The organism is Oceanococcus sp. HetDA_MAG_MS8 (genome assembly GCA_019192445.1).
Lineage (GTDB): Bacteria > Pseudomonadota > Gammaproteobacteria > Nevskiales > Oceanococcaceae > MS8.
In genome coordinates this window covers 1-23,906 of the sequence record JAHCMK010000005.1, presented here as the reverse complement: position 1 = coordinate 23,906, position 23,906 = coordinate 1, and the positions used below count along the sequence as shown (strand labels likewise).

Here is a 23,906-nt window from a genome sequence, read left to right as displayed (position 1 = left end):
CCGAAAAACCAGGCAAAAATATTTGCCGTTGTATTCATGCAATTCGGGGAAACTCCACCAAAGCGGACAAACCGCGTCCGCCTTGAGCAGCAATTCCCGTTAGAAGTTGCAAAGACCTAGCCCCGGGAGAGGTGATGGAGCAACGCTCTGACCTTGGAGGCGCCCTTAAAGGCCGCCCCGTATTTGCCGTATTTGAGGGCGGCGGTGCTAAGGGCATTGCCCACATTGGCGCCCTACGTGCGCTGGAGGATGGTGAGGCCGATATTCAGGGGGTCGCCGGAACCTCGGCCGGTGCCATTATGGCCGTGCTCAGCGCTGCGGGCTTTGAGGCAGCCGAGCTCTTCGACCACGAGAACAAAACAACTCTCTTTGGAAACCCAGACTTTCCCTTCAGAAAGGTCACTGATGTACTTGGTGCCAATGCCTGGTTGCAATTGCGCGTCCTCCGCGCCACGGGGGCTATCTGGGCTCAGGCCATGCGCGGGGGGCTTGGTTTCATTGGCCTGGCTTTAGCCGTAATAGCGTTGGCTTGGTGTACGCAGGCTCCCGCGTGGGCTGTCCTAGTCGGCTTGTTTGCCAGCATTGGACTGCTGGCTTTGTTTGTCGTGGGGCTGGCCTGCCTGGGCATGGTTTCGCTGCAGCAGCTGCGTAAAAACCTCAACCTCATTCTGCGCTGGAAATGCAGTCAGCAGCAGCAAAATCTCCCAGCGAATGAAAAAAACCCGGCTCTTGAGGCGCTCATCCAAGAGGGCAGCAGCGAGATAACCTTCGCGCAAGCCAAAGCCCTGGGCTGGAAACCTATCAAGATCGTCGCTTCGAACATCACCCAAGGCCGTATCGAGGTTTTCAGCGAGGCCACCACGCCCCATGTCAGCCTAGCCGACGCCGTAGCTGCATCGATCTGCATTCCCATTTTATTCCGCGCAATTCACCTAAAGCCGGCAGCGGAAGCACCTCACTCTGCCCCAAGCAAACCCTCAGGCACTCCGCTAGAGGCTGCCCATCACAGTTATGTTGATGGCGGCATGCTCTCAAACCTGCCAGCCTGGGTCTTCGAGGAAGAGCGCTGCTTAAACCCGGACGCGGCCGTGATCGCCGTTGAACTGGAGGCGCCCCCCGCCACGACCCAAGCTCCTAACAGGCTGAGTGGCCTCGCATTTTTAGGCGCATTGGTCCGAACGGCGATTTTTGGCGCAGGAGCGCTTAGCAAGCGCGTGCGAGGTCTACTGATTCCCCTTCAGCTAACCCCCCTCAAGCGGAATGGCGAAGTGCTACAACTGTTGGAGTTTGACGTTGATACCTTGGACGCCCAGGGCATCATCAGCGACGCGCACACCTTCGCCATGGAGCGTTTAGTAGACCAGCTCGTTCGCATACCTAGCGAGTTAAGGGAGTTCACCGAAGGCGTGCGTGCCCTTTTCCTGAACGTGATCGCCGACGAGGACCTGGGTAGTCTGTTCCAGACCCATGGCAAGCCCGCGCATGTACGCGTGGCGATTGCAACCCGCCCCCGCAACCACCTCAGCAGCTGGAAGCTGCATGATGGAGCCGGTTTTGACGATAGCCACCCTGATCGTGAGATCTACCTACCCGACCCCGGCAGCCTTGTCGCCAAAGCAGTTGCACGAGGTCGGGCGACGCTGGCCACCAAAGCCACTTTGGACAATCTCTGCCAAGAGGGTGGGTTGGCGGGCCAAACCTTGCAAGCCAATGGATGGTCAGAACTTTGCTGGAGCATTGCGATCCCATATTCAAATGGCCAAACCAGCGCAGCGCTGGTCATTGATTCGAACGCTGAGCTTATGCAAGACGAAGCGGTGGTAGAGCAGGAATTGGACTTAGTCCTGCAAAGCATTCAAACTGAGTTCGACGGATTGCAGCAGCGCATCGAAGGTATGGAGCCACGCTGATTCGCAGAGGAATGAGCCATGAAACTACGCAATTACAGCGGTAAAGACCGCTTCGAAGCCAAAGATCCACAAGACCAGCCTGAAAGCATTGAGGAGGCCATCAGACTCTTCAAGGCGCGCAGTAACAAGGTGCTTGAAGAGGCCCGAGCATCGCAAGATCGCCAGGAACAGGTTGTGAAAGGGCTTAAGCATGTGCGGCCTTTTGTAACCCTCTGACCCCTGACTGCCCATCTAATTCCTGGCGTACCTTCGCCCTAAGGAGCCCAGCTTAGGCCTCTGTTCTGCCTTCTGAAGCTCGAAAAATCGTGCCGTTGCAGCAGTGTCTTGGCACCTGAAGTCAATAACCTTCGCCCTTAACGCCTTAAGGTGTTTTCCAGAACCGCCCCGCAGACCACGGGAACCGGAAGGAGACACCGCACCATGCCGAACAGTCCACAAGGGCTCAGTCGCCGCTCATTATTAAAAAGTGGCGGCGCCTTGGCCGTTGCCAGTTTTGGCTTACAAGCCTGCTCACCCAACGGGGGGCGCTATACCGTAGCCAACGATCGCTCCACAGGAGCTAGCTTCTTAAACGAGGCCGAGCTGCTTAGCCTCAACGCGCTAGCCGATCGCCTTATTCCGGCTGGCATTGGCCCCGGTGGTGGTGCTACCGGTTGCGCCGACGCCATCAATATTTTGCTCTCGGCCTTTGCCTTTGACCCGCCCATGATTTTTGCTGGCGGGCCCTTTTCGGATCGGGGCGGTGCGGCGGAGAACGACTTTCTGAACTTCCTGCCCTTGGATCGCTACGAGCAAACAGCCTGGCGGCTGAAGATCGAGGGCAGTCAGGGCCTCCCGGAACGCGAGTTCAATGGGCCCGTGCTGGGTTGGCAGCCCATTTACCAAGATGGTTTGGCGCGGCTGAATGAGCGCGCCGCCAGCCTGGGCTTTGCCGACTTTGTAGCCATGCCGGCGCCCGCGCAGGAATTGTTGATGCGCGATGGTCAGGACTTACAGATCAGCCAGTTGATCGATGTGGCCTTTATGCACTGCCTGGACGCCATGTATGGCGCACCAGAGTACGGCGGCAACAAGGATCTGGCCGCCTGGGATTTCACCAACTACGATGGCGACGTGCAGCCGCGCGGCTACACCGCCGAGCAGGTGACAACCCCGGACAACCCCGGCCTGTTTGATGTGTTCCTGCCTGGCAGCAACCGGCCACTGGCACCCTTGCTTCCGGTTTTGGATGCGGCGCAAAGCGCGCAAGTCATCCAGACCATGCAGGCGCTATTGCTCAGCCATTCCGCCGAAATGTCTTTGGGCATGATGCTGGATAGCCAGGGCAGTTGGCAGCGGGTACAGCGCATGGTCCAAAGTTGGCAGGGAGGAGCATGAGCATGGCCAAAACCGCCATCATCATTGGCTCGGGCCCGGCCGGGAGCATCGCCGCCTGGGAGCTGGCGCGTGCTGGCTGGAAGGTCACCGTACTGGAGCGGGGTCGTAACCTCCGTCCTGGCCTGGGCGAAAAACCCAGTGCCGAACTCGGCAGCTTGTATGGCAGCGATGAGGTCAAATCGGCTCGTGCCTTTGGCTTCCCCGACCCGGTACTCGAACCCATGACCGGGCGCACCCAATCCGAGGCGCAGGATGGGCTGGAACGCACCGCCGAAGGTCAGGTGGTGAATATGGGCTCCGCCGTGGGCGGCACTTCCATGCATTACAACGCCAAGTTCCCGCGCTTTTGGAAGCAGGACTTCACGCAGTTCTCCGACCTCGGCCCCGTCGACGGCGCCACCATGGCCGATTGGCCCATTAGCTACGAGGACCTGGCCCCCTACTACGACGAGGTCGAGTATCAAATTGGCGTGCAGGGCGATGTGGACAAAATGCCAAGCTTTGTTCTGGAGCAATCGCCACGCAGCCGGCAGTTTGTGATGCCGCCCAACCCCACCGGCTATGCCGCACAGCTTCTGGCTGCCGGAGCCCAGCGGCTGGGCTACCAGCCCTTCCCCTATCCGGCTGCGGTGAACTCCGTGGAGTTTGATGGTCGCCCGGCCTGCAACTCCTGCGGGCTGTGCTCGGGTTTTGGCTGCACCATCAACGCCCGTGGCGATGCACTGGTGTCCTATCTGAATCCAGCCATGCGCAGCGGCAATGTGGAGCTGATCACCCGCGCTCTGGTCTATCGCATCAATACCAATGCCGCGGGCACTAAGGCCGTGAGTGTGAGCTACTACGATGACCAGCAGGTCTCGCATGACCTCTGCGCCGATGAAATCATCCTCGGCGGCAGCCCCATCCAAACCGCGCGCCTGCTGTTGATGTCGGCCAACAGCAGCCACCCTAATGGCCTGGGCAATCGCTCCGACCAGGTGGGGCGCAACATGATGTTTCATAACTTCATTCTGGGCGGGGCCCTATTCGAGCGGGATATTCAATCGCTGCGCGCGCACAGCACCACCCTGGAATTTGACGATCTGGTCGGCCCGTTCACCGGCGCCGAAGCCCAAGCATTTGGCCTGCCCTATCTCAAGGGCGCGCTGGTACAGCTGGGCTCCGGACTGCCTCTGCTTACCGAGGCCTACACCTATGCCGGCTATACCGGCTGGGGCGCGGCGCATAAAGCCTTGATGGGCCTCTCGCCCATGCGCCAGCGCATTGCCGGCCTGCAATTCGTGGGCGAAGACCTGCCACAGGCCAACAACCGTATTGACCTGGACCCCAGCGTAAAAGACTGGAATGGGCTGCCCGCAGCCCGCGTCACCTATGCCCCGCACCCACACGAGAAAGCGGGCGGGGTGTTCTTTGGGGCCAAGCTCGAAGCCCTGTGTTTGGCCACACCGGGGGCGATTGCGGCTGCGGTTCTTCCCAACCCCAACTTATCGGATGCCGCGCCCAGTACCTTTCACCAAGCCGGCACCACCCGCATGGGCAACAACCCCGATACTTCCGTCTGCGACCGCTTTGGCCGTCTGCATGAACTGGATAATGTGCATGTGGTGGATGGCTCTACCTTCCCCACCTTCCCCGGCTTCAACCCCACACTCACCGTACTGGCCAACTCACTGCGCATTAGCCGCCATCTCGCTCAGGGGACCTCATGAAACAGTTTCTTCTTGCTGGCGCAGCCGCGCTTCTTGCCGCCTGCAGCGGATCTGAGTCGGGGTTTGGCGGCGGCGCCGAGCTAGACAACAGCCCCTTCAAGGCCCTGATCTACTCGCGCACGGCAGGCTTTCGGCATACCTCCATCGAAGTCGGCATTGCCGCCATCGAACAACTGGGGGCGGATAACGGCTTCAGTGTGGATGCCACCGAAGACCCCACAGCCTTCACACCAGAAAACCTGGCCAACTACGACCTACTGATTTGGCTCAACACCACTCTGGATGTTTTGGACACCCCCGAGCAGCAAGCGGCTTTTGAAAACTTCATCAAAAGCGGCGGCGGCTTTGTAGGCATTCACTCCGCAGCCGACACCCACCACGACTGGCCCTTTTACTCCGAGCTAGTCGCTGCTCAGTTCCTCGCGCACCCCCTGCTCAACCAGCCGGGCACCTTGCGCATTGAAGACCCCGATCACCCTAGCATGGCGCATTTAGGCGACACCTGGTCCATTCCCATTGAGGAGTACTACAGCTTCAAATCCAACCCGCGCGGCGCCGTGCGCGTGCTGATGAATATCGACGAGTCCAGCTACCTGCTCGAACCCAACACCAGCTGCAACCCCGCCGGACCAACCTTCCCCCAAGGCTACTCAGGCGAGATGGGCGATCACCCCATGAGCTGGTGCCACGACAAATTCGCCGGCCGCGCCTGGTATACCGCCCTGGGCCACTCCGAATACCTCTACCAACAAGAGGATTTTCTGCAGCACATCCTCCAGGGCATTCTGGTTGCCGCCCGCCGCGTACCGGCCCAATGCGGCATCAACCCCAAGCCCGTCGGCGTGCCGGAGTATGTGGAGCCTGTGCTGGAGGGTTGTGAGAACCAGTTGCTGCCGTTTTAGGGCGTTTTTGCCATTGGCGCCGCAGACCCTGCTCCCAAAGCACAGTTCTCCTTAACCGTCCCGCCTAGAGCCTCAGGGAAGAGTTAGCCGAGAGGGTCAAGAGCACAAGCAATGTTGCCTAAGGCTGCTCGTTCAAAGCGAGAAGTTCCAGGCCCAACTTGCGCCCGCGTTTGATGAGTGTCCGATCCAAGGTCACAAAGGGCACCCTACCGGCCAAACTTGCGTGCAAAGCATCGGCAAAATCCAAGCCCTTTCGATGCAGCTCCACAGCCTGGAGCACCTCGCTTGCCTCGCGCATGTGCACATTTGCGTGCTGACAAATAAAACTCGCGAAGGCGGCGAAGTCCTCTGCTGAGTATCCATAACGCGAACGCAATACCCATTCGGCCTCTAGCATCACCGTGACCGGCACATAGCAACGCTGAGCGGCCATGAGTTCATTGACCAGAGCGGCGTCCTCAGCCACGTCCGCTGTGGCCAAGCGCACCAACAGGTTGGTGTCGAGGGCAATCATTCCTCGTCCAGATTCACCGGCTGACAAAGCTCTTGCACCGACAACTGACGTCCTTTGGGATTTCGTGACCGCCAGGTCAAAGACTGCTCCTTTGGCACAGCCAATGGTCGCAGAATGATTTCTCCATCGCGCACGATCACCTCCAGCTTGCTGCCCTGGGCCAGTAGCATCTGCTTACGAATGGCCTGAGGAATCACCACTTGGCCTTTACTCGTCAAGGTTGTTTGCATGATCACACCGAGATGTAAGACAGGGTAAGACAGTAGCGTTTTAGGGCATGACTCGCAAACTCCGTCGCTCCAGACCAGCGCGCGGCGCCCTGTGCCTGTGACAGAGCGAGCGGCACAAGACTCGCCGCGTAGCACGCTCAGAGCTGCAGCTGCCCCCACCCACTAAAAGTGATCATCAAGCCAACCAATAAATTGAAAGAACCACACGAAAACGAACCAAGGGCTGAGCAGAACGAGACCAATAAAAGCGAAGCTGGTCATCACATCGATATCGTCATCCAAACCCAAAGCCAAGAACCAAACCAAAGCGAAAAAAGTGAGGTTGGTGTACTTGCGGATCATTGTTTGGACCCTCCAGGGTGGAATGTCAGTGTGATTCCAGCCTAGGCCAGTACAGGCTCAATCCATGAGCCACAGCTTGATCTGAGCACGGCGGTGGATCGTTTGCCCGAGCCATTTTTTTCCGGATTACCAATGACGCTGAGGCAAGATAGCGAGGCGATACGGTAGCGGTGGCGTACGTACGGCAACGTACCCGAGCCGTGGCACCACGTCGACCAAGTTAAAACGCCGATTGAAGCGGTAGCAAAACTCGGCGAGGTAACACGGGGCAAGAGCGTTGCAGGAGACTTACAGCGTCTCTGAAGGTATCGGCATGTTTAACACGCAAAAACAGTCGATTTCGGCGCCAGAATGCAAGATCAGCAATCTAAGACACATCGCGACTTTTCGCCCAACGTTGCAGCTGCTTCACAACGTGGTCCTGCGGGATGCGTTCCTGCTCCAAGCCCCGTCCACCATAACGTTCGCTGAGCAGGTCGTGGTAAAGACTGGTTTCGTCTTCAGTCAGACCATCTGGCAAAGCGGGATTCGGAGCTGTTTCCAGGCCCATACCTTCTCGAAAACACTTCAAGGTGGCCAGGTCCATCATTATCGGCTGAACATGCGGCTGTTCGCGTCTGGCCGAGGCGAGGAAGTTCAAGCCCCAGGTATCCAGGTCACCCCAGTACCCAAGCCGGCGCTGAGCGAGCCACGGCGCAGCCAGCCATCCAAGGTTGTTCCCAAACCCGCATATGGCCAATGTGCCGGGGAGCTCCGGCAAGCTGAAGGCCGGCTCCATGTTCTCAACCAACAGGACGGTTGTGCCTGGCAGCTCAGTTTGGTGAAGCTCACTCGCTGGCAACTTGAGGACGTCTAATCCACCCAAGGCCTCACGAACCATAGGGTCCAGCGCTCGTATCAGGAGCCAGTGCGAGGGACGCGGCGAGCAGTTCAGCCACATCAAAAAGTCTTCAGAGCTGTCGCCCCGGTCGTTGCCTTGAGCGCTGCTTGCACCATGCATAGCAATCAGCAAGCGCAGATTGTCTTCAAGAAACTTGGTGTCGACGCCACGTAAAGGCAGGCTCCTCAAGTAGCCGCCGCGCCCCATCCCCCGGTTAAGCTGCCGCAGAACGGCCACACACTTCTCGGAGTGCTCCGGAGTGAGGGAATCAAGCCAATCGAGCCTTCGACACACCGCAACGGCAGCGTTGGCGTCCCAGGTGTTGATGGGTTCCAATGCTGTCTGCCAGCGCTCCCAATCCTGCTGTGCGTCCCCGCCGAGAAAGCTGGCAAGTTCCGACATTGAATCCAGCTGGTAGTGCGTCGGCAATTGTGTTTCGCCGATCTGAGGCAACTTGCGCACCTCCAACGTCACCTTCCCCGGCCCGTTCCACACGGCCCAGGATCTGACGTAGTCCCTGAACTTATCCAGGTTTGCTAGGGCGTGCCGGCCGGTGGGCGGCCTCAGCGAGGCTCTCAGCGGGAACGCGCGTTCACCACTGAGCCGCGCACGTAAGCGTTCGGAGCGTTCCCATTCCTGCTCTTGAAGCCGGATGCGCAGTTCATCCGGTGTTACCCCCCAGGTCGAACTCATCAGGCAAGGACTTCGATGTCCTGAGCGACGGTAGAGCGTCCGGCCCGGTCCGCTAGTCGCCGGTCGATTTCTTCCCAAGTGACTTGGCTGAGTCGGCTCTCATGACAATCCTGATTTCGCTCGATTATCAATAGGGAGCGAGCAGATTCGCGCGCCAGATTGAGGTTTTTGAATGGAGTAACCAGGTTGACATGCAGATGAAGCTCACGAAAAACCCGCAAAACCCGGCGACTCACCGCTTCGGCCGTGTTGGAGAAAGCCTCGTCCAGAAATACTGTGCAGTACACGGGGAAATCGGCACCCTCCGGCGTCAGCACGTAGGCTAGCGACGCCGCGACGATGGTCCCGGCAAAAGCTTCCTTCTCGCCGCCGGATTTCCCGCTTGAGGAATCCAGAACATCCAGCACGTCCCCCGTCGCAGTCTGGATGTCCTCGGCAAGAAAGCTGAGCTGGAATCTCGGATCCAGCAAGCGCTGACTCTCCAGGCTGCTGGCCGTCGCCGGCGCAGAGGCCTTTTCAAGAATCTCAACAACCTCTACGAGCTGCACGAATCGCTTTTCATGATCGTCACTGGTTACGGCAGCCAGCACGGCGCCGAGCTTCTGATTGAACTCGCGTACATGCGGGAATTCTTCCCGTCGAGCACGGATCTGCAGATGGGTTCCCGCCCTAAACTCGGTGCGCACCAAGACACTGTTGATGGTCTCGATCCGATCACGAATATCATCCAGCTCGTTATTGAGTTGCTGGCGAATGCCGGCCAATGACTGTGTTGTATGGCGGTTCAACCGCTCACGAAACTTCTCGACCAGTTCCGGCAGCCCTTCGCGATCGATGTATTCTAGACGCTCCAGGTAGCTGGGCAGGTCGGCAAGGCTCAGGCCCCATTCAGCGGTAATGGCGCGCCATTCGTCCTTGCCGCGATAGCCGCCCATGACACCGGTAATTGCGCTTTGCTTACTGTTGATCTTGCCGCCCACATGGCTCAATTCTCCGTTGATCTTGCCCAACCACCGATCACGCAGCTCGCCGAGGTCATCCAGCTGAGGATCCCGCAGTTGCCCGACTCGGGCATCCAGGCGGTCCCGTGTGAGGTCATCAATCGGGAGCTCGGCAAACCGCTTGGCCCGGTCCATCTGCTGCTGGGCAAATTCGAGGTCTTTCGCCCGGCTGGCGACCTCCCCATCCCGCTCGGAAAGCTTCACCTGCCAATTTTCTCGACTCACCTTGGCACCTTCAAAGGCGAGCCGAGAAACTTCGAGATCGCCGCCCGCAGCTCGCAGCTTTTCAAGAGCTGCGGACAGGTCGTCACGCTTTTGCATGGCATCAGTCAAGTCCAAAGCGTTCCAGTCAAAGCCCAACAGTTTTTTCCATCGTTCGATGTTCTCGCCGACGCCATTCAGGGCACCCCGGCTTACGCGCGCATTTTTCTCGGCTTCTGTGAGCGCGTGCTTCGCTTCAGCCAAATCGTGCTGCAGCGTGGCGAGACGACGACGGTTGGAAAACCCCAGGCACCAGTCACGCCGGTCGTCGACCCGCTTGAGATCCTTCTTCTCGAAGCGACCCTTGTCGCGGTGGATCAGCCCTTCCTGGGTTAGCGAAAAAGGAGTCCGGTCAAGCTCGCTCGTACTCGCCACACAAGCCAGATCGTGGCGTGACAGGAAGTGCTTGAGCCAGTCGCGATAGGGATGCTCGCGCCAGTTCAGCTTGTGGAGAAAACTGCTTTCGCCAAAGCGCGCCGGACCAGCATCCGTGCTGGCAGTCTGGACCCGAACGTGCAACCCCAGATGCCGCGCGTTCAGCCAGGCCGTAATCGCGGAATATCGATCCGCTGGCACCGCGAGCGTGGTACGCAGACCACCCAGAGCACGTTCGATAGCGCCCTGCCATTGCGTGTGCTGATCTCGCACATCCAGCATTTCGCCAATGAAGACCAGCTCGTCTTGGCTAAAGTCCAGCGCCTGCGCAAGCTCATCTCGCATGCGCAGATAGCGCGGATCGATATTGGAATCCGGCCTACGTTCGACTTCCAAAAGCTCATCCGACAAGCGGTTGACCAGCGCCTGAGCTTCGCTGAGCCGACCGGCCGCGCGACCAAAAGCATCCTGGGCCTTTGTCTGGCGCTCTGCGAAATCGTCTTTTTCGCGTACTGCTCGCGCTTGGTTCTCGCGGAACTGTGTCACATCAAGGCGATCATCAAGGTTCAGCTCACTCGCAACGGTCTGATACTCGCGAGCCTTGTCCGCAGTGGCCTTCAGCCTGTTTTGGGCGGAATCCAGATCCTTCTCCAGGGCCTGAATCCGATCACCACCCGCCTTGAGATAGTCCGCATGGCGATCCTGTTCAAAAGCCTGAGCCTCCACCAGCTCATGTTTTGTTTGATCCCGTGTCGCGATGGCGGCCTGCAGCCTCGCATCGCGTTCTTGTGTTCGGCGGGCCCACAGTTCCCACTCCTGCCTCGCCAGATAAGCCGGGAGCGCGCTGCGCTCGGCCTCTAGTCGTCCTCTGCGCTCGGTCAGCGTATCCAACTCGTTTTTCAGGCTGGGCAGCGGCGCGAGCGTGTCCCGCTGCCGGCGTGTGTCTTCGAGTTCCCGGTGCGTTGCTACAAGATCTTCGAATTCCGTCACCGCCTTGCGAGCGGATTCACGAACCCGACTGGGCTCCAAAACGAATTCCCGGATCAGACGCGTCAAGTCGTCAATCTTCTTGAGCCCGAGTGCTCGGGCCAAAAGAGCCGGAGCGTTGGCGTTGTCTAGATGCAGGACACGGCGATGAGCCTCCTGGAAATCGCTGAACTGGTCGAACACGACGACTTGCGCATCGTCGCGATACCGGGTTTTCACCGCGCGCTTCTGTCCAGCTTCGAACTCCTTCAATACTTCGGCAAGTTCGAGCTCGCCATGGGCCAGAAGGAACAACCTGGCCACGTCGGCAACCGCACTGGACGCTGTCGTCAGCCAGAACAATCCGGCCAGCGTGACCACGCTGCCATCATCCGCGCGATAGCAAGCGGCCACTGCGCTGATGGTCGCTCCATTGCGCTTGGATAGCACCTGGGTTCTGCCGCCATCCTGGGCACGGCCATAGCTGCCACGAACATAGGACACCAACGACCGGTCGGTTCGATCGCCCTGTGCAGCAGCGATGTTGAAGCTAGCCTTGCCCGACGGCAACAGCAGAGCGGTGAGACCGTCGATGAGCGTTGATTTGCCTGCGCCATTGTCGCCAGTGACCAGCGTACCCTGCGGATCGATCTCGGCGTGATGGAGGCCTTTGAAGGAGCCCCAATTGAACACCGACAATCTGGCCAGACGCATCTGACCATGCGGAAACAACCCGCTCTGCCCAATACTCTCACTCACCAGCAGGCTCCGATGCTTGCGGTCCAGCCTCATCGGCCATGCGTCGATACTCAACCAGCAATTGTTCCAGCATCTCGGCGCTGACGACATAGCGGATCACCGGCGTGATCTCGAAGCGATCTGCCTCGCCCCGTACCGCTGCCAGAATACGGCGCTTCTTCATCTGCTCGATGGAGCCATTCAAGCGTTTGCGGTCCTGACTCTGGCTCGCGGTGAGTGGCAGAAAGGGAATCAGGCGCTCGGCAACCTGGTCGAGCTCGATCGTGATGCGAGAATCTCCAGCCGTCTCACGGTCCAGGTAGTGCCGGCGCAAGACCAGCAGTATCAGCGTGTCGTACAGGGTCAGCAGCCGCCGACTGATCAGTGCCGGGGAATCTTCTGCGCCCTCATCGGCATCACTCTCCGCCTCCGGCATACCCTGGAGCAACAAGGCGAGTCCTGCAGGCTCATCGATCTGCATCCGAAGATACATGTCAGCCAAATGGTTACGGATATCTTCTTGATACCGGCACAGCGCGTCAAAAACGAGCCGCCGTGAATCTGCCATCACAACGCCTTGCCGCATCAGTTCGACGACTGCGCGACGCGCCTCAGGCGCAAGGCGTCCCTGCTGAATGACTTCAGTCTCGTCCTTAACGGCGCTCTCGTCGCTCATAGGGCGAGCTCCTCCAAATGGACGGGGAACATGTCTGCAGTCAGCAGGTAGGAAGGGATATCGGCCCTCAAGAAATCACCCTCGCGAGTCTGAACGACGACCCGCTCTCTGGTCTCATCGCGTGGTGCCTGGACGGCCTGAGCTACGCGAATGCAGGCCACGAGTTCTTCCAGCCCGCCACGAACCGGGCGCTGTGCGATCAGTTGAGCCAAAGACATACCGCCCCGATCGACCAGCAAGCCCCGAATCTCGGCGGCAATATCGAGCACCTTGATGGTTTCCAGATAGTCCAGTACGTCTTCGCCTGGACCCAGCAGACTTTCCCGCACTGTGAGTTCACCGATTTCCAGCGCCTCTTCTGGCAGCCTCAGCCGCAAACTGCTGACCGAATGGACTTCAGCGCGGCCGCTATCAAGCCCCATCCCGCAAGTGGCACGAGGAGATACGCCCCGGTCGCGAAGATCAATCGCAACTTGTTCAAGTTGGGTCAGAAGACGCGAGACGGCGCGATTTTCGCGAAACTCGTTGCTTTCCACATACGCGCGCAAGCTCTCCTCGGTACGCCGGCGCACGTTCAGAACCCGTTCACTTTCACGCCCGAGTTCCCGCACCAGATGGGCCAGAAAATGGCGCTGGGATGGCGTCACGGCATCTTCGATTGCAAGCTCCAGGATGGAGCGAAGCTGCTCGCGAAATTCGGTCGTACGCAAATCATCGCTGAGCAGGCTGAAGAATCCGGCGAAAGCGCGCCCCGCTTCCGTGCGCGACAACGCATCTTCCTCGTGCAACAGCTTTTCCAGAACCGCCCCACGGTTGCTGTCATCCTGGATCATGTCAACGCGTAGTTGCCGATCCATATGACGGATTTCGTCTTCCAGCCGGCGGAAGTCGCTACTCAAGGTGGAGGCCAGGTGATAAACCTCGCGCAGGCGTTCGCGTTGTTCCTCCGCGCTCAGATGCTCAAGCTCGCCCCCCTTCAGCCTTTGAATCTGGCCGGTGATCGCATCGCGCTGCGCGGTCAATGCCTCAATCCGCACGTCGGCATCCGGTGACAGCGCCATGGCTAGATCCCGAACGGCGTCCTGAACGATTCGCAAATGGGAGGCACTGGTGCCCTCGACCCGTTGATCAAGGCCACGGGCGAAGGCCAACGCCAACTCCGCAGCGTCGGTCAGGCTTAAGTAAGAATCCTGCTCACGCAACCAGCCGCTGGCGATCCATTCGCGCAGATAGCTGGTCGCCGATTCCTGGTAGTTCGCGCCGGATTCGCGAAGCCGGCCGAGTTCAACGTCGAGCGCTATCTTGGCTCGTGCGATCGGGATCTCCAGTTGCTCGCGAAACAGGTCGCCCAGTGTCGCGAGGATCAAGGGAGCATTGCTTGCGGCCAGCAGACGCCAAGCAGGGTGCATTTCCCGCTGGGTAGAAAATCGGGCGAGCTGGCCTCCCAGGTTCATGAAGTAGACACCGATTGAGAGCAAAAAACCATGAACGATGAAAAGCTCAAATCTTGAGCCTGTCAATGCTGAAATGCGATTACGCCCTATTGTTCCTCCACTTGAGTGCAGGCCAGCCTGCTACTTTTCGAACCCATTTAGCCCAACACCAGAGTGAACGCAAATAGGCTTCAGGTGGAGAATGTCATCAGCCATGAAGCGGTCCTATGCCAGCTCTACAAGGGGCTCACCCGCTGCAAGAGCCGGAATAAGATCAGGTAGCGTGCGCTTAAAGCCTTCGATGGTGATAGCTCGGCTGGAGTTGCCAAATCATACCCAGACGACTTGAGGTCCGTCGGTGGCCATAATCCGTTTTGTGGCGAAATCATCGTCTCTGGACACGATGACATAGCCGTTCTCGGAGGCGAATGCCCAAATGGCTTCATCGTCCGTACTGCCCATATCGCGGTCAACGACATGCTCCGGTGGGAAGCCTTGGCAGCTGAGCCAACGCGCCAGAGCGGGCGGTAGCTGCATATCAATCAAAAAGCGCACTTAGGCAGCGTGAACAACGGGATGATCGGCTTGTTTCGCCGCGTATTCCAGCACGGCGCTGATGTCCTCAGCTTCCAGGTATGGATAGTCCTCAAGGATGTCATCGCGAGACATCCCTGACGCCATCATTTCCAGAACATCGGTGACGCGAATGCGTTGCCCTCGGATGCAAGGGCGCCCGCCGCACTGTGCAGGATCGACCGTAATGCGGTGTATCTCACTCATGAGCAGGCCTTTTGTCGATGGCTTCCGCCGGAAGCGGGCCAAAAATGAACGAGTCGACTTGATTGCGCGCTTGGAATTGCTGCACATCGCTGCCTAGAAGCCAAACAGCCCCGCCAGAATGCACCCAGTGCGGCCCCAACTGCAAGATCATAGGTGCGCCGCGACATCGACACCCTGGCCTCACAGTGCATTCAGCCCCCAACCCGCTTTCAAGCATGGATGGACGACGTCATCGCTCAAGTGGATACGCACTTGGAGGCGGTGTGCCAACACTCCATCCGGGAGGGAGCGCCGGAAACCCATATGGCGACGCTAGCCAGCGCCATTCGCGACCAGACTCAACGCTGGGGATAATTCGTCCTGTCGTGAAGACGCCCCTAGCAGTCTCAACGAGCTACGCGTACAGCAATTCGCCAAGTTGGATCAAAAGCGATCGCCAGGGTTGTGTTACGTGCCGCTGGTGCGGCAGTGAACTTGATTCACGAAAATAGCATAGGCAAAGCCCAGCAGATCAAAAGCCACGCTGCCTCCAACTGACCGCAGGAGCGCATCTCGCATAGCAACGGCACCGCTTCGGGGCGCGGCGTTCTAACTAGGCTCATGCTCGATAACCGACCGAAACACCGCCAGCTAACCAAGTGCGTGATCCAGCGCCTCTCGCATTTCATCGATACGCACGTGGGCAGCCGCAGCATTGAGCGCAGCGATCTCGTCATTGAGAAAACCGTCATGTTTGTCGAACCGCTTGGCCGGCGCCTTGGCAATGACCTGGACTGGATTAAGGCTGGCAGCACGAACGTGCTCCATCACGTTTCGAACTTGTTTTTCCGCACCCTGAGATGTTGAGTTCTTGCCCCCAAACTCCCAGCAGGCATATCCACACCCCACTTCGATATCCTCAATATCGAGTGCTTCGGCCGCCCATACGAATGTTCTCAACGCGGCGTCGCTATGCCACGGGAATACCATGACCTTGTCGCCCCATGGAACAAATGCGCGATCCGCGAGATTAAGTCGATCGAAGCTCTCCCGTGCCTGCTCAAGTAACGCCTGAGCGCCACTACTCAAATAGCGCGGCTGATGGTCTGATTGGTATAAAGTTAACATCCGCTGTCGCACTTCAGCTCCAACAAGAGCACCAGCACCACCAAACAACGGGGCTTTCCCCGCCGGCGCTGGCTTAACGATGATTCGCTTTTGCTGATCATCAACCGAGGTCACCTGCCAACGGCGCCCACTGAAGAGCAGGTAATCGTTGATTTTGACCACTTGAATGATTGGGAGGGTGCCTAGCCGCTTGGTAACCGTGCGCACCTCATATTCTTCGTCAGACATAAATGCGGAATAGAAGTCATAGTGGTTGACTAGGCGTTCCCCTTTTTCACCCAGCAGAAGAATACCTGTGCTTTCCTGGCGGATCAGATCCTCGTCACCCAAATTCCGGAGGAACTGTCCAAATACCCCTGTCGAAGTATTCTGAAAGGGACCTTTCTCGCACAGTATCTGATACAGATTTGCGGCAGAGGATCCCCCCCGTTCGGCAATGACTGATAAGACCTGCTGGATCAATGTCGACAAGTGCAGGCGAGATTGGTCCGGGGACTCATACCACTTCTCAAGAAGTAGCTCGACCATGGCGATGGTCTGTACAAGCTGCAGGCGTAGTTGATCCGATGGCTCTGACTGCGGGGTAATCTCATCTTCCGTAACGAATAGTCGAAGTACCGAGTCTTCCCCGCGGCGTCCAGACCTTCCTAGCCGCTGCCGGAGAGCCGCTACCGATGGTGGGCAACCGACCTGCGCAACAGAGGACACTTTGCCGATATCGATGCCGAGTTCTAGCGTGCTTGTGCAAACTGCCGTTGTGGGCTTGTCACCCTGCTTGAGACGATCCTCAAGGCTGTGCCGCATCGTGCGATCAAGATTCCCGTGATGTGGGAAGTATTCATTTGGAACGCCTAGCCGCTCCGACATCCTACTTAGCGCATCGGTCAACGACTCCACACGGTTTTTCGAATTTGCGAATACCAGATGGCTATCACCACGAAGTTTGAATATCCACTTTGCAACAGGGTCAGGAGCGTCAGACTGCTTTTCTTCACCCGTAGGATCCAAGGAAGGGTTCAACTGCATCGGAACCTGCTCGATGCCAACCAGCAGTATCTGAAGACCATGTCGGTGGCTAGAGTCTTCACAAATGGCGACGTGGTTGCCATTGCCTGGGCGAAGCGCGTCAGCAGCCAACTGCAAATCTCCAATGGTTGCACTTAGACCAACGCGCGGCAGGCGCCGGCCTACAGCTAATTCCAATCTGGCCATTAAGGACTGCAATTGGCGGCCGCGTTCTGTCCCCAAGAAGGCGTGCCACTCATCGACGACTACTGCTCGGGTATTACCGAAGAGCTGCCGCATTTCATGCCCGCTGATGCAAAAGTTGGCCTCAAGAGATTCTGGAGTGATGAGCAGAATACCCTTAGGCTCTTTTCGAAACTTCTGTTTTTCCGACGCTGAGATATCTCCATGCCAGCGGTATACCGGAATATTGGTGTCGCGAAGGATGTCTTTTAGGCGTTTAGCCTGGTCGTTGATAAGCGCCTTCAGGGGACAGATGGCCACGACCAAGCCCTGCTCGTCGGGCTCAGAAAGCAACCTTGTTAGCAGAGGGAAGAACGCGGCTTCAGTTTTGCCTCCAGCAGTCGCGACGCATACCAAGGCATCTCGCTCATAGTCGTTGAGCAAGACTTCACCAACCTGTTCTTGAATCCCACGAAGGCTCGACCACTGCTGACGCCAAATCCACTTCTGTATGGCAGGATCAAGGCGCTCAAAGATCGAGCTTTGCTCTGTCATCTGATCAATTAGAGCTTGAAGCTCGCAAGCGCATCGTCATCGTCGCCAGATTCGGTAGCTACAACAGCCGACGGTGAAGGAGGTTCCTCTTCGTCGTCAAATGGCTCCAGGTTTTCGCCGGCGTCCTTTTCAATGCCTACCTTGCCAATCAACTGTTCAACCTGCGCTCCAGGGTTTTGCTCAAGAACAGCCATCACGTGAATAAATGAGCGAATCGTATTTCGAGGAGTGCGGAAATACGCCTCCCCAATGGTCTTCGCGCAGTGATGCATAAAGGCCTGGATATCCGCATCTTTGAGCAGATAGTTCTCTTCTTTCCCGCTGGCCTGCACATGGCGAAGTTTGTGCAAGAGGATGACCAAGTCCTCGGGAGCCAAATTCTGAAGCCGAATGACAGGACCGGATAGATCAATCAGCCCGTCTTTTGCAAAGGCATTCATTGCCAAACGAGACCGAAGGGCTTCGTAGGAATACAGCCCGCGGTAGTCGTCCATCAAGAATTCCGGCGTTCCTCCGAATAGGATCGAAAGCCCTTCTGATGCTCCTTGTAGAGCGTCGTTCAGGATTCGAAGAACTTGCTCATAGTTCGCGTTCCGAGCCCGGGTGTTGCTCATCTTGTAGAGGTTGACCATCTCGTCGAGCGAAACCATGAGCCCTTGGAAACCGGCGTGGCGGATAAAACGAGCCATCAACTTCATGCTGTCGTAGATCGCATCATCATCAATGATGGTTCGAACACTGCCCAAGGCCTGCCGAGCCTCAGTTTTTGTTGAATACTCCGCTCGCAACCAGCGAATGGCTGCATTCTTCAGGGCATCATCACCATTGTCGTGGCCATGCCAATAACGCTCAATGACCGATGCAAAGTCGTAGCCTCCCAGCATCGAAGACAGGTCATGGAGACGTTCTTGAATAATCGTGCTGACGGTTTGCCCGCTCTGGCCTGCCTCCTGTTTTGCCGTAGACACAAAGCGCTGAACAATGGCCTCCATAGCGCCGCCGTCCGGCTTTGTCTGTGTGGAAATGTTTCGCATCATCTCGGCATACAGGCTACGAGCTTGGCCGGCGCTACCCTGAAGACGCCTAGAAGGATTGAGATCAGCCTGTGTTGTCACTAGGCCCTTCTTCATGGCAATCGCTCGTACAAGCGTCAGGAAAAAAGTCTTTCCCGCGCCGTACTCGCCGATAATGAAACGCACAGCGGAACCTTGGTCAGCAACACGTTCAATGTCTTGTAGCAAGGCATCAACTTCAACAGCTCGACCAACCTGAATGTGGTGCAGGCCCTGACGTGGAACTACCCCAGAACGAAGGGACTGCAAAATGGCATCGCGTTCGCGAGGACGAATAGACATGGTGCGCCTCTACTAAGCAGCCGCTGTCAATGCGGCATATACGTCGGAATCGAAATACAAAGGGTCATCATCTTCAATGACGGTAGCATCGGCCACCGCTAGTGCACGCTCATTGATGACCTCAAGCGCTCCATCAGCGAATAGACCAAGCTCATCAGCCCAGCTTTCAAGGTCATCTCGCGTGGGGCTGTTTGCTTCAGCAATTTTCACTAGAAGCTGGGAGTGGGCGGCATCCAAGCCCTGGATGGTCCCCTCGGTCTTAACAGGCTCTGGCGGAGTCTCATCCTCATCAACAAAGACGTCCCGGAGCACGGATTGAACGCGTGCCGTTTCCGCCAAACGTTTCGCCAATACGTCTGCATCGATTTGCAAAACGTTCTCTGATGACTTCTCTTGTGGTTCAGCGCCAGGCGGCTTCGGAATCTCTCGATCTTTGTTCGTGGCATCGATATCAGGCGCTGCAGTGCGAACAGGTGCTTCAGGAGCCCCATGCAACCGATCCCAAGCATCCGCAGCATTAAGCCCTAGCGACCGGTACAAGCGGTTCATAGTGGCCACCTCGTCGCCACTCACCGTGCCGTCCGCGGCTGCCATGGTGACAAGGTAGTCAGCAACCACTTGACGCTGCATGTCATTCAGATTCTCCAGCTTAGCCTTCAGGCCTGTCTTTGTATCTGGCTTGTGCTCAAGCATCCAGGTGGCATGTGCGGCCAAGCGGAATCGCTCAGGGTGTGACAGCTGAGTCTGTCCGCTAATCAGCTTGCTCAGCATCTGGCGTTCTTCAGAAGCCACCACGCCGTCCGCAAGAGCAACCTGGACACCAAGATCAATCAGCACAGCTGCGACCTCATACTCATTGCTCGGTGCTTGGGGGGCATTTTTCCCGGCGGGAAACAGATAGACGTTTCCGTCAACCTCAGGAACGAATCTCCCGAATCGGCGATCAGGTTCCATCCCATACCCCAGTGATCCTACGAGTCGAGCCAAGGTGACAGCATCAGATTTGGTGAACTTGGACTTGTCAAGGTGCGGAAGAAATGAGATGAGGTCGGAAACCGGAACCCGCTGCAAACCATTTACTGCCTTGCCCGCACGAATGGTCTCCCGCAGCTGCTTAGCAACCGTGCCATGGTTGTCTGCTTGGTTCCGCGCCAACTCTGGCGGGAGATGGCTCAGAGCCTCCGCTGTGACGTCGCTTTCAGGGTTCTTTCCTCTCCATCGTGAAAAAGCAGAAAGTTCATCCTGTACCGAGTCAACAAGGTCTGCGATCGGGGAAAAAATCGCCGAACGTCGAGCAAGATTCGGAATCGGTTGAGGCAGGTCAATCCGAGTACTTCCGTTTCCGCGCGCAAACCGATAATCCAAGGTTGTTCTATAGCTCTTTCCCTGCTTAACCGAAATGCCATCCGGGTACTTTTCCGCCAATCGAATGCGAAACAGTTGGGCAAACTCATGAGGGCAGCGGCGACCTGCAGTACGAATTCCGAAATAACCAGCGTCTAAACCAGCAGCAAAGACTTCATCGGGAGTCAGCAACCCCGACCTTTCAGCCTGTAGTCCGGCAAGCAGCATGCAATCTTGGTAGTCACCGTCTTGCATCGCAAGCGCCTCAATCGACGGAATGGGAAGGTCTGCTCCAGGAGTCGTTAGAGCAAGAACGTTCCGCAATGCCGTGGCGTAGCCCCGAAAGCTCGAACTAATCGGGCCAAACAACTCTAGCAATCTTTGAACCTCCCGATAAATCGCGGGACGCTCGGAAACCGCCTTTTCTGAGAGGCCAGGGTCGATCAACGCTCGACGTTCCAAGCCATAGAAGTACAGGAAAAGAAGACCGATATCGATGAGTGGATCTTTCGCCCCGTCAGCCAGCCAATCGAGATACTGAGTCCTCGCGCCTGGTGGAATTTCCCTGTACGACGGCCAGTATCCCAGGTCGTATTTCCGATTTGCGTCACCCACCTTTAGCTGAGGGAAAATCAGCTCTGGGTTTGGGTTTGAGCACCAGCCGTCTGGAAGACCAGCGACTTCGTCTTTTGATATGTAGACGCCACCATTCGGCGCAACCTTCTTGTTGGGAAGCTCTACGGGTTCCCCCAAAGGGGTCCAAGCCCAGTCTGGTGGGCATTTTCCGGGCTTCCGACCATCTGAAATCGTGAACTCCACTTCAAAATCTCTAGTGGGACGAACGGTTTCACGTTGCTCGCGTTTCGGTGGCGACTTTGCCGTTGGTGATTTCCCGCTGCTGCGAGACCAGACAACGAGCCCGGCAGCGATAACGACAATGATTAGCAGCTCCACGAAATGCCCCCGCTACCCGCAAAGAAAACAAGGCTGCTCGTCACAATGCAGCTCAACGAACTCTCCGGCATGGCTCCTCCGAATTATTTTTTACCCATTCTAGCCTTGATCAATCTCTGGACTTCAGCAGGTGCCAGTTTTTATCCAGCCTCTTGAGACTTATTCGTTATCTAGTCAGTGATTGGGTTTTCCCTGAGTGACTACGGCGGCCCATCCAGATTAGCTGGCAGGAGACTATGCGGCCCGCGGGCTAACTTGCCGATTAATTTCAGCCTCCGATTCGATTTGGGCTTTACGCAAGTCGTAAGCCGCTTGAAGGTTGAGCCAAAACTGGGCGGAGCCACCGAAGTAACGCGCCAATCGCATAGCTGTATCTGCTGTCACACCGCGCTTTTCACGAACGATATCGTTGATACGCGGGGCCGGTACGCGCAGAGCAATGGCTAGTGCATTGGCGCTCATGTCCAAAGGCTGCAGATAGTCCTCACGCAGAATCTCGCCAGGGTGAACGGGCCGCATTCCATTCTTAATCGTCATGTCAGATACCTTCAGTGATAGTCCACAATTTCAACCCTCGCCGGGCCATGTTTCGTCCAGACAAAGCACACTCGAAACTGCTTATTGACCCGAATGCTGTACTGACCCGCCCTGTCGTTGCTCAGCGCCTCTAGCTGATTACCAGGCGGCACCCTTAGGTCTTCCAGTGCCGTGGCCGCATCGAGTTGAGCTAACTTTCGCTCGGCAATACTTTTGAAGCTGGAGAACTTCCGGCTTTTCCCCGTGGTGAAAAGCGCTTCAGTGTGCTTGCAAGCGAAGGACAGAATCATGAGGAGAAGGTATAACGGACTTCGTTATATGTCAACCGTTAAATCTAGTGGATGGTTTGCGGGATGTCGCTCGTAGTACAGTTCCGGCGGGGTGTTTTGGCAGTAGTCAGACAGGTTGTCACCGTCATTCTCAATAACTTCATGGCCAACAAGAACGCACACTTACCTAATCTATCGGCCAACCGTGACAGGACTCCATGATTCGGCTGCACTGCACCCAAAAGCTGCTCGCTCAATTGCCCTTAGATGAGGGCGGCCGTTTACCCGAGCCACCGCCCTCCTACCTCTCCGCCGGGAATCATGAAGAGTCGCTCCTGAGCGGCTGGCATGGCCATGTACTCAGCATTCAACGGCGGCATTGTGTGCTTTTGCTACACGACACCACCCGATTCCCGGTTTTCATTCCAGCTTTGAAGAAACCCGACCTGGCCAAACTGGACCTGCACTTTGCTCATAGCTTCATGAATACCCTGCTGAAGTCTGGCGCCGATGATCAGCTGATGGATGGCGCGCAACGGGCTTTATCACCCTTGGTTTGTGATGCGCAGTGCAACCGTTCAGTCCAGGCGACGATGAATCAAATGGCACAGGACCTCCGCCAGTTGATTGATCACCAAGAGATCAATACTGCGGACATCACCGGGTACCGTATTGGTGCATGGTTGGCCGATAGGCCCTGCACGGTGAAAGGCTATAAAGGCTGCATTTGGCCTCAGCAGGCCATGCATGAGCTGCTCGGCAACTCAGCCGAGCTGTCATAGCAACGGTGTCATGCGCACGCTTAACTACTCAGCCATAGACATCACGGGCTTTGCCGGCATCCGTGAACAGGTCTTGGTACAAGACCGTCAATACTTCAAGCGCTACCCGGCGGACGAGGTTCGCGATGGCTTTGGCAGCTGCGTGTATCTGGCCCATGCCTATTTCACCCCCGGTGGCAGCACGGGGCTTCATCATCACCAAGATGTGGACATCATTTCGATTTTTACTCGGGGCGAGGTGGTGCACCAAGGCAGCTTAGGTGATGGGGAGCGCTTCAGGCCTGGTCAGGTTCTGGTGCAATGCAGCGGGCCCAGCAGCTTTAGCCATAACGAGATCAACGCGCTAGCGGAGGTATCGGGCATGGTGCAGTTGTGGTGCGTGCCAAGTTGCGACAGCGCGAAGCGGCAACGCCATAAGGTGGTGGCCTTGCCGGAACACGGCTTACAGCGCGTGTATGGAGGTAAAACTAACGACGCTCAGACGCGCATTGCCAGTGATACCCAGCTCGATATTGCTGTGCTCGATGGCGACAGCCGCTTGTTGTTGGAGGGCGCGTGCCGCCTGTATGTGTTTGACGGTGAGGGACACGTAAGCGAAGGCGATCAGCATCTTCCCCTACCTCGAGGGACGCTCTGTGATGGAGCCAACTTGACGATCTCGGGACCATGCCAAGTGTTGATCCAGCGGCGTCTCGACACGGTTTAGCGACGCGCGCTGCTCTGCCAACTGCGATATCCCAGGGTGGGAGTTGGGTCTGGTGAAAGCCTGAGTACTTATAGGACATTGACGCAGCCCGACTAAGGTCCAAACTAAACCTAGAGCTCTTCCGTGGTTCACTAAGCCATACTCGCGTTGGAAAGACTACAACAGGGACACATCATGAGCGATCTGGGCACTCAGTCAGACCACGACTGCCAATTTGACCAGGGCTGCAGCGCCTTGAAACTGGTAGTCAAGCCACACGCGAAGGACCTGGGCACTCAGTCAGACCACGACTGCCAATTTGACCAGGGCTGCAGCGCCTTGA

21 protein-coding genes and 2 pseudogenes are annotated in these 23,906 nt (G+C 57.2%); 8 read left to right on the top strand and 15 right to left on the bottom strand.

Translation table 11 applies throughout. The features are described from left to right. Positions 1–134: 134 nt before the first annotated feature. From KI787_09920 to KI787_09900, 5 genes are all read left to right on the top strand, one after another. A complete protein-coding gene (locus KI787_09920) occupies positions 135–1,910 on the top strand; it encodes a patatin-like phospholipase family protein (GenBank protein MBV6630268.1) in 1,776 nt (591 codons plus the stop codon). Positions 1,911–1,928: 18 nt separating this feature from the next. Then, a complete protein-coding gene (locus tag KI787_09915) occupies positions 1,929–2,126 on the top strand; it encodes a hypothetical protein (protein MBV6630267.1) in 198 nt (65 codons plus the stop codon). 204 nt (positions 2,127–2,330) lie between these two features. After that, the gene (locus tag KI787_09910; GenBank protein MBV6630266.1) at positions 2,331–3,287 is read left to right on the top strand and encodes a gluconate 2-dehydrogenase subunit 3 family protein; all 957 of its coding nucleotides are present in this window, start codon (positions 2,331–2,333) and stop codon (positions 3,285–3,287) included. Between the two features lie 2 nt (positions 3,288–3,289). Continuing rightward, a complete protein-coding gene (locus KI787_09905) occupies positions 3,290–4,996 on the top strand; it encodes a GMC family oxidoreductase (protein ID MBV6630265.1) in 1,707 nt (568 codons plus the stop codon). Further along, positions 4,993–5,898 carry a ThuA domain-containing protein gene (locus tag KI787_09900; protein ID MBV6630264.1) on the top strand — a complete coding sequence of 302 codons (906 nt, stop codon included), beginning with the start codon at positions 4,993–4,995 and terminating at the stop codon, positions 5,896–5,898. The genes KI787_09905 and KI787_09900 overlap by 4 nt, the downstream gene beginning before the upstream one ends. A 118-nt stretch (positions 5,899–6,016) precedes the next feature. On the opposite strand, the gene KI787_09895 is transcribed toward KI787_09900, so the two are convergent. The 10 genes and pseudogenes from KI787_09895 to KI787_09850 all read right to left on the bottom strand — a co-directional run bounded on the left by KI787_09895 (position 6,017) and on the right by KI787_09850 (position 14,787). Next, on the bottom strand, positions 6,017–6,412 hold the full coding sequence (locus KI787_09895) for a type II toxin-antitoxin system VapC family toxin (GenBank protein MBV6630263.1): 396 nt from the start codon (positions 6,410–6,412) through the stop codon (positions 6,017–6,019). Then, entirely contained in the window at positions 6,409–6,642 is a 234-nt protein-coding gene (locus KI787_09890; GenBank protein MBV6630262.1) for an AbrB/MazE/SpoVT family DNA-binding domain-containing protein, read from the bottom strand. Before KI787_09890 ends, KI787_09895 begins: the two co-directional genes overlap by 4 nt. 162 nt (positions 6,643–6,804) lie before the next feature. After that, the gene (locus tag KI787_09885; GenBank protein ID MBV6630261.1) at positions 6,805–6,984 is read right to left on the bottom strand and encodes a hypothetical protein; all 180 of its coding nucleotides are present in this window, start codon (positions 6,982–6,984) and stop codon (positions 6,805–6,807) included. Between the two features lie 126 nt (positions 6,985–7,110). Beyond that, positions 7,111–7,257 (bottom strand): annotated as a pseudogene (locus KI787_09880) (IS1595 family transposase). A 94-nt stretch (positions 7,258–7,351) separates the two neighbouring features. Continuing rightward, a complete protein-coding gene (locus tag KI787_09875; protein MBV6630260.1) occupies positions 7,352–8,557 on the bottom strand; it encodes a hypothetical protein in 1,206 nt (401 codons plus the stop codon). Beyond that, positions 8,557–11,973: a hypothetical protein gene (locus tag KI787_09870; GenBank protein MBV6630259.1), complete on the bottom strand. Its 3,417-nt coding sequence runs from the start codon at positions 11,971–11,973 to the stop codon at positions 8,557–8,559. The genes KI787_09875 and KI787_09870 overlap by 1 nt, the downstream gene beginning before the upstream one ends. After that, positions 11,912–12,574, bottom strand: coding sequence for a DUF4194 domain-containing protein (locus tag KI787_09865; protein MBV6630258.1), 663 nt, complete (start codon positions 12,572–12,574; stop codon positions 11,912–11,914). Before KI787_09865 ends, KI787_09870 begins: the two co-directional genes overlap by 62 nt. Continuing rightward, positions 12,571–14,028 carry a DUF3375 domain-containing protein gene (locus KI787_09860; protein MBV6630257.1) on the bottom strand — a complete coding sequence of 486 codons (1,458 nt, stop codon included), beginning with the start codon at positions 14,026–14,028 and terminating at the stop codon, positions 12,571–12,573. The genes KI787_09865 and KI787_09860 overlap by 4 nt, the downstream gene beginning before the upstream one ends. Positions 14,029–14,232: 204 nt before the next feature. Then, a pseudogene (locus tag KI787_09855) lies at positions 14,233–14,562 on the bottom strand (DUF5615 family PIN-like protein). Then, on the bottom strand, positions 14,563–14,787 hold the full coding sequence (locus KI787_09850) for a DUF433 domain-containing protein (GenBank protein MBV6630256.1): 225 nt from the start codon (positions 14,785–14,787) through the stop codon (positions 14,563–14,565). A 153-nt stretch (positions 14,788–14,940) separates the two neighbouring features. On the opposite strand from KI787_09850, the gene KI787_09845 reads away from it, so the two are divergent. Next, the gene (locus tag KI787_09845) at positions 14,941–15,141 is read left to right on the top strand and encodes a hypothetical protein (GenBank protein MBV6630255.1); all 201 of its coding nucleotides are present in this window, start codon (positions 14,941–14,943) and stop codon (positions 15,139–15,141) included. 276 nt (positions 15,142–15,417) lie between these two features. Here KI787_09845 and KI787_09840 read toward each other — a convergent pair whose 3' ends face one another. The 5 genes from KI787_09840 to KI787_09820 all read right to left on the bottom strand — a co-directional run bounded on the left by KI787_09840 (position 15,418) and on the right by KI787_09820 (position 22,117). Continuing rightward, entirely contained in the window at positions 15,418–17,637 is a 2,220-nt protein-coding gene (locus KI787_09840; GenBank protein ID MBV6630254.1) for a DEAD/DEAH box helicase, read from the bottom strand. A gap of 8 nt (positions 17,638–17,645) precedes the next feature. Then, the gene (locus KI787_09835) at positions 17,646–18,992 is read right to left on the bottom strand and encodes an ATP-binding protein (GenBank protein MBV6630253.1); all 1,347 of its coding nucleotides are present in this window, start codon (positions 18,990–18,992) and stop codon (positions 17,646–17,648) included. 12 nt (positions 18,993–19,004) lie between these two features. Further along, positions 19,005–21,290, bottom strand: coding sequence for a TerB N-terminal domain-containing protein (locus KI787_09830; GenBank protein ID MBV6630252.1), 2,286 nt, complete (start codon positions 21,288–21,290; stop codon positions 19,005–19,007). Between the two features lie 234 nt (positions 21,291–21,524). After that, positions 21,525–21,809, bottom strand: a complete 285-nt coding sequence (locus tag KI787_09825) for a HigA family addiction module antidote protein (GenBank protein ID MBV6630251.1) — start codon at positions 21,807–21,809, stop codon at positions 21,525–21,527. 29 nt (positions 21,810–21,838) lie between these two features. Then, the gene (locus tag KI787_09820; protein MBV6630250.1) at positions 21,839–22,117 is read right to left on the bottom strand and encodes a type II toxin-antitoxin system RelE/ParE family toxin; all 279 of its coding nucleotides are present in this window, start codon (positions 22,115–22,117) and stop codon (positions 21,839–21,841) included. A gap of 197 nt (positions 22,118–22,314) precedes the next feature. Between KI787_09820 and KI787_09815 the strand changes: the two genes are divergently transcribed. Together KI787_09815 and KI787_09810 are read left to right on the top strand one after the other, a co-directional pair. Continuing rightward, the gene (locus KI787_09815; protein MBV6630249.1) at positions 22,315–22,878 is read left to right on the top strand and encodes a hypothetical protein; all 564 of its coding nucleotides are present in this window, start codon (positions 22,315–22,317) and stop codon (positions 22,876–22,878) included. A gap of 10 nt (positions 22,879–22,888) precedes the next feature. Continuing rightward, on the top strand, positions 22,889–23,584 hold the full coding sequence (locus KI787_09810; protein MBV6630248.1) for a pirin family protein: 696 nt from the start codon (positions 22,889–22,891) through the stop codon (positions 23,582–23,584). Positions 23,585–23,906 lie beyond the last annotated feature (322 nt).

What these genes read in the sequence shown, in the direction of transcription:
- KI787_09900 (MBV6630264.1), top strand. Translation starts at nt 4,993, where the DNA reads ATGAAACAGTTTCTTCTTGCTGGCGCAGCCGCGCTTCTTGCCGCCTGC.
- KI787_09920 (MBV6630268.1), top strand. Translation starts at nt 135, where the DNA reads ATGGAGCAACGCTCTGACCTTGGAGGCGCCCTTAAAGGCCGCCCCGTA.
- KI787_09865 (MBV6630258.1), bottom strand. Translation starts at nt 12,574, where the DNA reads ATGAGCGACGAGAGCGCCGTTAAGGACGAGACTGAAGTCATTCAGCAG.
- KI787_09885 (MBV6630261.1), bottom strand. Translation starts at nt 6,984, where the DNA reads ATGATCCGCAAGTACACCAACCTCACTTTTTTCGCTTTGGTTTGGTTC.
- KI787_09820 (MBV6630250.1), bottom strand. Translation starts at nt 22,117, where the DNA reads ATGATTCTGTCCTTCGCTTGCAAGCACACTGAAGCGCTTTTCACCACG.
- KI787_09890 (MBV6630262.1), bottom strand. Translation starts at nt 6,642, where the DNA reads ATGCAAACAACCTTGACGAGTAAAGGCCAAGTGGTGATTCCTCAGGCC.
- KI787_09910 (MBV6630266.1), top strand. Translation starts at nt 2,331, where the DNA reads ATGCCGAACAGTCCACAAGGGCTCAGTCGCCGCTCATTATTAAAAAGT.
- KI787_09825 (MBV6630251.1), bottom strand. Translation starts at nt 21,809, where the DNA reads ATGCGGCCCGTTCACCCTGGCGAGATTCTGCGTGAGGACTATCTGCAG.
- KI787_09905 (MBV6630265.1), top strand. Translation starts at nt 3,290, where the DNA reads ATGGCCAAAACCGCCATCATCATTGGCTCGGGCCCGGCCGGGAGCATC.
- KI787_09895 (MBV6630263.1), bottom strand. Translation starts at nt 6,412, where the DNA reads ATGATTGCCCTCGACACCAACCTGTTGGTGCGCTTGGCCACAGCGGAC.
- KI787_09810 (MBV6630248.1), top strand. Translation starts at nt 22,889, where the DNA reads ATGCGCACGCTTAACTACTCAGCCATAGACATCACGGGCTTTGCCGGC.
- KI787_09840 (MBV6630254.1), bottom strand. Translation starts at nt 17,637, where the DNA reads ATGACAGAGCAAAGCTCGATCTTTGAGCGCCTTGATCCTGCCATACAG.
- KI787_09815 (MBV6630249.1), top strand. Translation starts at nt 22,315, where the DNA reads ATGATTCGGCTGCACTGCACCCAAAAGCTGCTCGCTCAATTGCCCTTA.
- KI787_09915 (MBV6630267.1), top strand. Translation starts at nt 1,929, where the DNA reads ATGAAACTACGCAATTACAGCGGTAAAGACCGCTTCGAAGCCAAAGAT.
- KI787_09860 (MBV6630257.1), bottom strand. Translation starts at nt 14,028, where the DNA reads ATGAACCTGGGAGGCCAGCTCGCCCGATTTTCTACCCAGCGGGAAATG.
- KI787_09850 (MBV6630256.1), bottom strand. Translation starts at nt 14,787, where the DNA reads ATGAGTGAGATACACCGCATTACGGTCGATCCTGCACAGTGCGGCGGG.
- KI787_09875 (MBV6630260.1), bottom strand. Translation starts at nt 8,557, where the DNA reads ATGAGTTCGACCTGGGGGGTAACACCGGATGAACTGCGCATCCGGCTT.
- KI787_09835 (MBV6630253.1), bottom strand. Translation starts at nt 18,992, where the DNA reads ATGTCTATTCGTCCTCGCGAACGCGATGCCATTTTGCAGTCCCTTCGT.